Source organism: Streptomyces glaucescens (genome assembly GCF_002154375.1).
GTDB lineage: Bacteria > Actinomycetota > Actinomycetes > Streptomycetales > Streptomycetaceae > Streptomyces > Streptomyces glaucescens.
Genome location: NZ_MUND01000275.1, coordinates 1 through 10,109, shown reverse-complemented (window position 1 = coordinate 10,109; position 10,109 = coordinate 1). Strand labels below are relative to the sequence as shown.

Genomic DNA, 10,109 nt, shown 5'->3' with positions numbered 1-10,109 from the left:
CGGCGCACCCTGGCCGCCGCCCAGGACGCCCCGCAGGTGGCCGCCGTGATCCCGCCCGACAAGGCCGGCACGGTCACCCCGGACGGCCGTACCGCACTGGCCCAGGTCAACTACGACGTGACCCGCTCCGACCTCGACGACGGCACCCTCGACGCGCTGGAGGACACCGCGAGGACCGCCGAGGAGGCGGGCCTCACGGTGTCCGTCGGCGGGCAGGCGTACGGCAACGGCGTCCTCACCCCGAGCGTCCTCGAACTGCTCGGGGTCGTCGTCGCGCTGGCCGTGCTCGCCCTCACCTTCGGCTCGCTGCTCGCCGCCGGGATGCCGCTGCTCACCGCGTTCGTCGGGATCGGCACCGGGCTGGTGGGGCTGCTGGCGGTCTCCTCGGCGGTGACCGTGTCCTCCACCGCGCTGAGCCTCGCGCTGATGCTCGGACTCGCGGTCGGCATCGACTACGCCCTCTTCGTGCTGTCCCGGCACCGCACCCAGCTCGCCCAGGGCATGGACCCGCGCGAGTCGGCGGGGCGGGCGGTCGGCACGGCGGGCAGCGCGGTGGTGTTCGCCGGCACGACGGTGATCATCGCGCTGGTCGGGCTGGCCGTCGTACGCATCCCCTTCCTGACGGTGATGGGCCTCAGCGCGGCGGTGACGGTGCTGATCGCCGTCCTGGTCGCGGTCACCCTGCTGCCCGCGCTGTTCGGCTTCGCGGGCGGCCGGCTCGCCCCGCGCCCGGGCTCGCGCGCGGCCCGCCGGGCGGCGGCCACCGGTGAAGCCGCCGGCACCCCGGAGGGTGAGCGGCCGCCGGCCGTCATGGGGCGCCGCTGGGCCGGGCTGGTCACCCGGCGGCCCCTGCTGGTCGTCCTCGCCGCGGTCGCCGCCCTGGTGACCGTGGCCGTGCCCGCCGCCGAGCTGCGCCTGGCGCTGCCCGACAACGGCACCGCCGCCCACGGCACCCCGCAGCGGGAGACGTACGACACGGTCGGCGAGGCGTTCGGCCCGGGCTTCAACGGGCCGCTGCTGGTGCTCGCCGAGGCGGGCGCCGCCGGGCCGGACGGGCAGCGGCAGGCGGGCGCGGTGGCCGCGCGGCTGAAGGAGCTGCCCGGTGTGGTGAAGATCGGGCAGCCGCAGTACGCGCCGGAATCGGGGCGCGCGGTGATCTCCGTGGTCCCCGGCGGCGGCCCGCAGGACGAGGCCACGCAGGAACTGGTCGACGCGATCCGCGCGGACGCCGGCGCGATCGAGCGGGAGACGGGCGCCCAGGTGTCCGTGACCGGGACGACGGCCATCGGCATCGACGTCTCGGACCGGCTGAGCGCGTCGCTGCTGCCGTTCGCGGCGGTGGTCGTCGGGCTCTGCCTGATCCTGCTGCTGCTGGTCTTCCGTTCCCTCGTCGTGCCGTTGAAGGCGACCGTCGGCTTCCTGCTGTCGGTCGGGGCGTCGTTCGGCGCGGTGGTGGCGGTGTTCCAGTGGGGCTGGCTCGCCGACGCGCTGGGTGTGGCGCGGACCGGGCCGGTCGTCAGTTTCCTGCCGATCGTGCTGATGGCGGTGCTCTTCGGGCTGGCCATGGACTACGAGGTGTTCCTGGTGTCGAGCATGCGCGAGGAATGGGTGCGCACCCGGCGGGCCCGGGACGCCGTGGTCGACGGGGCGGGTCATGCCTCGCGGGTGGTGACGGCGGCGGCGCTGATCATGTTCTTCGTCTTCGCGAGCTTCGTCACGACGGAGGACGCCATCGTCAAACCGATCGCGTTCTCCCTGGCCTTCGGGGTGCTGGTGGACGCGTTCGTGGTCCGGATGACGCTGGTGCCGGCGGTGCTGGCCATGGTGGGGCGCGGCGCCTGGTGGCTGCCGCGCGGCCTTGACCGAGTGCTGCCGGACCTGGACATCGAGGGCGCGCGACTGGACCGCGAACCACCCGCGGAGAAAAGCGGAACGCCCCACGAAGTTTCCGTGAGCCACGTCACTTCGGATTGAAATCAGGACGCCTCTGGCTGAATTGCAAACAATGAAATCAGGCCTGCTTTCCGGGTTCCCTGGAAAGCGGGCCGTCATTTTTCGGCCGCCCGTTGTTTCCGTTATGGAAATTACCTCCGGAATATTTGATTCCACCGGAGAACCTGTGTTTGACTGAGGGCACGAAACCTCGACTACCCGGTCTGACCTGCGCAGAGTCGCGCGGCGCCGGGTTTCCAGGCGCCTTCTCGCGCCTTCATGCACGAATCCCCCTCCTACTCACGCGGCCATTTCACATGCCCGAAGAAAAGGGATCACGCATGCACATCGAAGAAAAACTCGCCCCTGCCCCGCACGGCCTGCGCGCCGCCGCCCGGCCCGTCATCACCGGCTCGTCGCATTCTTTCCCGGGCACCCGGAGCAGCCAGGACGACCTCTGGCAGGACTTTTTCCACGAGCACTACGAAGGCTTTCCGCTGGCTCGCCGGATATTCCAGAATTCCGGAATCAGCGCCCGCTCCACGGCCGTCGACCCGCGCGCCGAGAAGGAAGTGTCCCGCTGGAGCACCGGGCAGCGGATGGCCCGCTACATCGAGGAGGCCGTCCCGCTCGGCAAGCGCACCGTCACCCAGGCCCTGGAGACCGCCGGCCTCGCCCCGGGAGACGTCGGCCTGCTGGCGGTGGCGTCCTGTACCGGCTACACCACGCCCGGCCTGGACTTACGGCTCGCCGACGAACTCGGCATGAGCAGCAGGGTCCAGCGGCTGTTCATCGGCCACATGGGCTGCTACGCCGCCGTGCCCTCGCTGGGCGCGGTCTCCGACTTCGTCGCCTCCCGCGGCAGGCCGGCCGTGCTGCTCTGCCTCGAACTCACCTCGCTGCACGTCCAGCCGCCCACCAAGGACATCGAGCAGATCGTGGCGCACGCGCTGTTCGCGGACGCCGCCGCCGCGGTCGTCCTGGAACCCGACGCGGGCAGCGGCTACGAGGTGATCGACGTCGTCGCGGTCACCGACCACAGCACCGCCGACCACATGAGCTGGCAGATCACCGACCTCGGCTTCAAGATGGGCCTGTCGCCCAAGGTGCCCGACGTGCTCGGGCAGTACGTCGGCGAGGTGGTCCGCGACCAGCTGCTCGCCCCGCACGGGCTCACCCCCGAGGAGGTCACCGGCTGGGCCGTGCACCCCGGCGGCAAGCGCATCCTGGAGGTCGTCGGCGAGCGGCTGAACCTGCCGGCCGGCGCCCTGGACGCCTCGTACGGCGTCCTCGACGAGGCGGGCAACTGCTCCTCCCCCACCGTTCTGATGGTGCTCCAGCGCCTGCCCCGCACCGACGGGCCCGTGGTCGCCATGGCCTTCGGCCCCGGCCTGACCCTGTACGCGGCCCTGTTGCGCCGTTCCTCCTGACCCGGCAACGCCTCGACGCCCACCGACGGACGCACGGAAGGAACAGCTGCGCCATGCCCACCCCGACCCGGCCGGGACAGGTCTTCGTCACCGGCACCGGACGCTGCGGCTCCACCCTCGTCTCCGAACTGCTGCGCGAGCACCCGCAGGTGCTCAGCCTGTCCGAGCTCTTCAACCACCTCACCGACATGTACCGGCTCACCGCCCGGGTCTTCCCCGAAGGCCCGGTCACCGCCGGGGAGTTCTGGGAGATCCTCTCCTCCCGCAACACCGTCAACCGGCTGCTGACCGCTCACGGGCTGGCTCCCAAGGAAGTCCTCTACCGCCCGTCGCCGGCCACCCGCTTCCAGGCCGGCACCGGCATCCCGGCCGTCCTGCTGACCACCCTGCCGCATCTGACCGAGGCCCCCGACGAGCTGTACGACGAACTGGCCGAGGCCGTCGCCGGGTTCCCGGAGGCGGGGATCGGCGAGCACTACCTGCGGCTGTTCTCCTGGCTGTGCGCCCGCTTCGGCAAGACCCTGTGGGCCGAGCGCAGCGGCGGCTCGCTGATCCTCGCCGGGCAGCTCCGCGAGCACTTCCCCGACGCCCGCTATCTGCACATCGTGCGCGACGGCCGGGACACCGCGCTGTCGATGAGCCGCCACAACGGCTTCCGGATGGCGGCGGTGGTGATGGCCCTGCATCTCACCCTGGGCCACGACCCGTACGCCGAGCCGCCGGCCGGCCCCGCCGAGCGGGACCTGCGCGCCGTGCCGGAGGAGCTGGTCCCCTTCCTGCCGGAACGTTTCGACGCCGAGGCGGTACGCGACTACCGCATCCCCACCTCGCTGTTCGGCACCTACTGGTCCGACGAGATGCAGCGCGGCATGGCGGCGATGGCCGCGCTGCCCCCGCAGAACGTGCTGCACGTCTGGTACGAGGACCTGCTCGCCGCCCCCGGCGAGTCGCTGCGCCGGATCGCCGACTTCCTCGGCCCCGGCTTCGTCGACGAGGACTGGGCGGACCGCTGCGCGGCCAAGGTGGGCACGCCCGCCTCCACCTGGCGCGACCTGCCCGACGCCGAGCGCGAGGAACTGGACCGGGCGTGCGCCCCCGGGTTCTCGGTGCTCGCCGCGCACGGTGTGGTGCCCGGCGCCGGTACGACGGCCTCGACCGCCTCGCCGGTCGCGTCGGTCTCGCCGGTCTCGACCATGAGGAGCGGCGCATGAGGACCCCGCCCACCCCCGGCGCCACGGTCTGGCTGACCGGGCTGCCCAGCTCCGGCAAGACCACCCTGGCGCAGGCGCTGGCCAGCCGGCTCACCCGCGAAGGACACCGGGTGGAGGTGCTGGACGGCGACGAGATCCGCACCTTCCTCAGCGCCGGCCTCGGCTTCACCCGCGAGGACCGGGACACCAACGTGCAGCGCATCGGGCTGGTCGCGGAGGTGCTGGCCCGCAACGGCATCCTCGTCCTCGTCCCGGTGATCGCGCCGTACGCCGACAGCCGCGAGGCGGTGCGCAAACGGCACGAGGCGAGCGGCACCCCGTACCTGGAGGTGCATGTCGCCACCCCGCTCCAGGTGTGCGCCGTCCGCGATGTGAAGGGCCTGTACGCGCAGGCCCGCGCCGGGCGGCTGTCCGGCCTGACCGGCGTCGACGACCCCTACGAGCCGCCGCAGGCGCCGGACGCCCGGGTGGAGACCCAGCTCGAGTCCGTCGCCGAGTCGGTGGACACCCTGCACACGCTGATGGCCGAACGGGGGCTGCTGTGACGGGGGCTGCTGTGACGGGGGCCGCCGTGACCGCCGCGACCGGCTCCCTCACCCACACCGACGTCCTCGAGTCGGAAGCGGTGCACATCCTCCGCGAAGTGGCCGGGGAGTTCGAGAGACCGGTGCTGCTGTTCTCCGGCGGCAAGGACTCCGTGGTCATGCTGCACCTCGCGCTGAAGGCGTTCGCCCCGGCACCCCTGCCGTTCGCGCTGCTCCACGTGGACACCGGGCACAACTTCCCCGAGGTGCTGGCCTACCGCGACCGCGTCGTCGCCCGGCACGGCCTGCGGCTGCACATCGCCTCCGTGCAGGACTACATCGACCGCGGCGTCCTGCGCGAACGCCCCGACGGCACCCGCAACCCGCTCCAGACCCTGCCCCTGCTGGACGCCATCACCGGCGGCGGCTTCGACGCGGTGTTCGGCGGCGGGCGGCGCGACGAGGAGAAGGCCCGCGCCAAGGAACGGGTGTTCTCGCTGCGCGACGAGTTCGGCACCTGGGACCCGCGCCGCCAGCGGCCCGAGCTGTGGCAGCTGTACAACGGCCGCCACCTGCCCGGCGAGCACGTGCGGGTCTTCCCGCTCTCCAACTGGACCGAACTGGACGTGTGGCAGTACATCGCCCGGGAGCGGATCGAGCTGCCCGCCATCTACTTCGCACACGAGCGTGAGGTGTTCCTGCGCTCCGGGATGTGGCTCGCCCCCGGCGAGTGGGGCGGCCCGCGCGACGGCGAGCCGGTCGAGAGGCGCCGGGTCCGCTACCGCACCGTCGGCGATATGTCCTGCACCGGAGCCGTGCTCTCCGAGGCGGCCCGCGTCGACGAGGTGATCGCCGAGATCACCGCCTCCCGGCTCACCGAGCGCGGCGCCACCCGCGCCGACGACCGGCTCTCCGAGGCCGCCATGGAGGACCGCAAACGCGAGGGGTACTTCTGACATGACGGCAGACGTGTCGGCCCACGGCCACCCCCCGCATGCCACCGCCGCCCTCATGATGCGCGGCATCTTCCAGGAGGCCAGGTCCCGGCTGACCACCGGGTCCCCGGCCGCCGTACAGGAGGGACACCCGACTCCCATGCCCCACCTCACCCAGGACCCCGCCCAGGACCGTGCCCCGTCCGGAGCCGGCCCGGAGGCCGGGCCGGACCTGCTGCGCTGGGCCACCGCGGGCTCCGTCGACGACGGCAAGTCCACCCTCGTGGGACGGCTGCTGCACGACTCCAAGTCGGTCCTCGCCGACCAGCTGGAGTCCGTGTCCCGGCAGGGCACCCCCGACCTGGCCCTGCTCACCGACGGCCTGCGCGCCGAACGGGAACAGGGCATCACCATCGACGTCGCCTACCGCTACTTCGCCACCCCGCGCAGACGCTTCATCCTCGCCGACACCCCCGGCCATGTGCAGTACACCCGCAACATGGTGACCGGCGCCTCCACCGCCGAACTGACGGTGATCCTCGTCGACGCACGCAAGGGCGTGCTGGAGCAGACCCGGCGGCACGCCGCGGTGGCCGCGCTGCTGCGGGTGCCGCACGTGGTGCTGGCCGTGAACAAGATGGACCTCGCCGGGTACGAGGAGTCCGTCTTCGCCGAGATCGCCGCCGAGTTCGGCCGCCTCGCCGCCGGTCTCGGCATCCCCCAGGTCACCGCGATCCCGATCTCCGCCCTCGCCGGGGACAACGTCGTCGAACCCTCCACCCGGATGGACTGGTACGGCGGCCCCACCGTCCTCACCCACCTCGAACAGGTGCCGGTCGCCGGGGAGGCGGCCGGGGCACCCGCCCGGTTCCCCGTGCAGTACGTCATCCGCTCCGGCGACCTGCGCCTGTACGCCGGTCAGCTCGCCGTCGGGGAGCTGCGGACCGGGGACCGGGTGACCGTGCTGCCGTCCGGACGGACCACCACCGTCACCGGCATCGACCTGCTGGGCGCACCCGCCGAACGGATCGGCGCCCCGCAGTCCGGGGCGCTGCGGCTCGCCGACGACCTCGACGTCTCCCGCGGCGACCTCGTCGTGCCGGCGGACGCGCCGCCGACGGTGACGCGCGACATCACGGCGGCCGTCTGCCACCTCCACGAGAAGCCGCTGCGGCCCGGCGACCACGTCCTGCTGAGGCACACCACCCGGACCGTGCGCGCGATGGTCCGCCGGATCGGCGGCGCGGGACGGCTGGACCTGAACGACATCGCCCAGATCGACCTCCGCACCGCCGAGCCCCTGGCCTTCGACCTCTACCGGCACAGCCGCCGCACCGGCTCCTTCGTCCTGATCGACCCGGCCGACGGCGCCACCCTCACCGCGGGCATGATCGGCACGATCGCTCAGGGAACACCCGATGCACCTGCCTGACCGGCGGCCCACGGGGAAATCCCGGCCACCACACCGGCGAGTGACCGGCGCGCTCATGGCGCTGGTGCTGCTGGTGCTGGGTGCGGCCGGCTGCGGGTACGGGTCGCGGGCGCCCCGGACGGCGGCCGGGCCGGCCGTCGGCAGCGGGCCGCCGCTCTCCGCGGACTCGGTCACGCTCGGCTACTTCGCCAACGTCACGCACGCCACCCCGCTGGCCGGGGTCCACCAGGGCTTCTTCACCGGGGAACTGGGCGGCACCCGGCTGCGCACCCAGGTGTTCAACGGCGGCCCGTCGGCACTGGAGGCGCTGAACGCGGGCGCGGTCGACATCGCCTGGATGGGCCCGTCGCCCGCCGTCAACGGCTACCTCCGCTCCCAGGGCCGCAGCCTGCGGATCGTCTCCGGCGCGGCCTCCGGCGGGGTCGCCCTGGTCGTCGACGAGGACGCCGACGTGCGCGGCACCGACATCCGGGGCCTCAGGATCGCCACCCCGGAGGCGGGCAACACCCAGGACGTGGCGCTGCTGCACTGGATCCGCGAGCAGGGCTGGGACATCGACCCGCACACCGGGCGCGGCGACGTCACCGTGGTGCGGCAGTCGTCCAAGGAGATCCCCACCAGCTTCCGGCGCGGCGCGATCGACGGCGCCTGGGTGCCGGAGCCGGTGGCCGCGCAGCTGGTCGCGGCGGGCGGGCGGGTGCTCGTCGACGAGGCGGACCTGTGGCGGGACGGCGCGTTCGTCACCGCGCTGGTGGTGGTGTCCCAGTCGTTCCTCGACGAGCACCCGGACGTCGTCGAGGCCGTGCTGCGCGGCGCGCACGAGACGAACCGGTGGCTGACGCGCAGTCCGCGCGCGGGCCGGGACGCCGTCAACGAGGCCATCGCGGCGGCCACCGGCAGACCGCTGCCGCCGGAGGTCCTCGACGCGGCCTGGCGGCATGTCCGCCTCACCGCGGACCCGCTCGCCGGGACGCTCGCGGAGGAGGCCGACCGGGCCGACCGGCTGGATCTGCTGGGCGGTGACACCACCGCCCTGCGCGGCATCTTCGACCTGCGCGTGCTCAACCGGCTGCGCGCGGAGCGGGGCGAGGGCGCCGTGGACGACGCGGGCCTCGGCGTCCCGCACGGCACCTGATCCCGGCTCCCGACCACCGACTCCCCTACCCGAAGGACTGATCACATGTCAGAAACGGTGCTGCGGGCCGGCGCACCGGCTCGTCCCGCGCTCGCCCTGGCCGGGGCCGAGCCTCCCGCCGTACGCCTCACCCGTGTCTCCAAGTGGTTCGACGACGGCGGCCGGCGCCGGACCGTCCTCGACGACATCAGCCTGACCCTGGGCCGCGGCGAGTTCCTGTGCGTCCTCGGCGCCTCCGGATGCGGCAAGTCCACGCTGCTGAACCTGGTCGCGGACCTGGACCGGCCGTCCGCCGGGGTGATCGAGGTGCCGGGCGGGCGGCGGGCCGCGCTGATGTTCCAGGACCACGCCCTGTTCCCGTGGCTGACCGCCGGACGGAACGTCGAACTCGCCCTGCGGCTGCGCGGGGTGCCCCGGCGGGAGCGGCCGAAGGAGGCGCGGCGGCTGCTGGACCTGGTGCGGCTGAAGGACGCGTACGGCAGGCGCGTCCACGAGCTGTCCGGCGGGATGCGCCAGCGGGTGGCGCTGGCGCGGGCGCTCGCGCAGGACGCGGACGTGCTGCTGATGGACGAGCCGTTCGCCGCGCTCGACGCGATCACCCGGGACGTGCTGCACGAGGAGCTGACCCGGATCTGGTCGGAGAACCGGCTCTCGGTCGTGTTCGTCACCCACAACGTGCGCGAGGCGGTGCGGCTCGGGCAGCGGGTGGTGCTGCTGTCGTCGCGGCCGGGCCGGGTGGTGCGCGAGTGGACCGCCCGTCCGGGCACCTCGGAGGCGGCGCTGACGGACCGGGTCACCGAGGCCCTGCGGGAGGAGATCCGCCGCCATGGCCGCCGGTGACACCGCCGGGACGAAGGCCCGGGGCACGGAGACCGCGGCGGTCGGGGCGGGCCTGGACGCGCTGGACGGCGCGCCCGCCGGGTCCGCGCGGCCGCCGGTGGGGCGAATCCTGCGGCAGCGGGTGCTGCCGCCGGTGGTCGCGGTCGTCGTCGTCCTCCTGCTGTGGCAGGGGGCGTACGCGGCCGAGGTGAAGCCGGACTACCTGCTGCCGTCGCCGGCCGACGTGTGGGGGGCGCTCGCGGACCAGTGGTACGAGGGCACCCTGTTCTCCACCGTGTGGACCAGCATGGAACGCGGCGCGCTCGGTTTCGCCGCGGCCGTGCTGCTGGGCACCGCGCTGGGCCTGCTGCTGGGCGCGGTGCGGCCGGTGCGCGTGGCGCTCGGGCCGGTGCTGTCCGGACTCCAGTCACTGCCCTCCGTGGCCTGGGTGCCGGCCGCGGTGGTGTGGTTCGGGCTGACCGACGCCACGATCTACGCCGTGGTCCTGCTGGGCGCCGTACCGTCCGTCGCCAACGGCCTGCTGGCGGGCGTCGACCAGGTACCGCCGCTGTACCTGCGCGCCGGGCGGGTGCTGGGCGCCACCGGGGCCGCCCGCGTCCGCCACGTCCTGCTGCCCGCCGCGCTGCCCGGCTATCTGGCGGGCCTGAAACAGGGCTGGGCGTTCTCCTGG

Annotated in this window: 9 protein-coding genes; all 9 read left to right on the top strand. The window is 73.5% G+C overall.

What is annotated here, in order from left to right; genetic code table 11:
* Positions 1 to 1,974, top strand: a 1,974-nt coding sequence (locus CCN42_RS18995; protein ID WP_086737263.1) for an MMPL family transporter, incomplete at its 5' end; no start/stop codon positions are given.
* Between the two features lie 299 nt (positions 1,975 to 2,273).
* Positions 2,274 to 3,362 (top strand): type III polyketide synthase, encoded by a 1,089-nt coding sequence (locus tag CCN42_RS18990; RefSeq protein ID WP_086172244.1) that lies wholly within the window; start codon positions 2,274 to 2,276, stop codon positions 3,360 to 3,362.
* A 53-nt stretch (positions 3,363 to 3,415) separates the two neighbouring features.
* On the top strand, positions 3,416 to 4,573 hold the full coding sequence (locus tag CCN42_RS18985; RefSeq protein WP_086737261.1) for a sulfotransferase family protein: 1,158 nt from the start codon (positions 3,416 to 3,418) through the stop codon (positions 4,571 to 4,573).
* A complete protein-coding gene (cysC, locus tag CCN42_RS18980; RefSeq protein ID WP_086172242.1) occupies positions 4,570 to 5,118 on the top strand; it encodes an adenylyl-sulfate kinase in 549 nt (182 codons plus the stop codon). The genes CCN42_RS18985 and cysC overlap by 4 nt, the downstream gene beginning before the upstream one ends.
* Positions 5,119 to 5,144: 26 nt before the next feature.
* Positions 5,145 to 6,053, top strand: coding sequence for a sulfate adenylyltransferase subunit CysD (gene cysD / locus CCN42_RS18975; protein WP_245877361.1), 909 nt, complete (start codon positions 5,145 to 5,147; stop codon positions 6,051 to 6,053).
* Positions 6,054 to 6,192: 139 nt separating this feature from the next.
* Positions 6,193 to 7,464, top strand: coding sequence for a sulfate adenylyltransferase subunit 1 (locus CCN42_RS18970; RefSeq protein ID WP_086737264.1), 1,272 nt, complete (start codon positions 6,193 to 6,195; stop codon positions 7,462 to 7,464).
* Complete coding sequence (locus tag CCN42_RS18965) at positions 7,451 to 8,599, top strand: ABC transporter substrate-binding protein (RefSeq protein ID WP_086737258.1); 1,149 nt, start codon at positions 7,451 to 7,453, stop codon at positions 8,597 to 8,599. Before CCN42_RS18970 ends, CCN42_RS18965 begins: the two co-directional genes overlap by 14 nt.
* Positions 8,600 to 8,644: 45 nt before the next feature.
* Positions 8,645 to 9,439 (top strand): ABC transporter ATP-binding protein, encoded by a 795-nt coding sequence (locus CCN42_RS18960; protein WP_086737256.1) that lies wholly within the window; start codon positions 8,645 to 8,647, stop codon positions 9,437 to 9,439.
* Positions 9,426 to 10,109 (top strand): ABC transporter permease (locus CCN42_RS18955; RefSeq protein ID WP_086737255.1); only part of this gene is annotated, 684 nt, incomplete at its 3' end. The genes CCN42_RS18960 and CCN42_RS18955, both read left to right, overlap by 14 nt.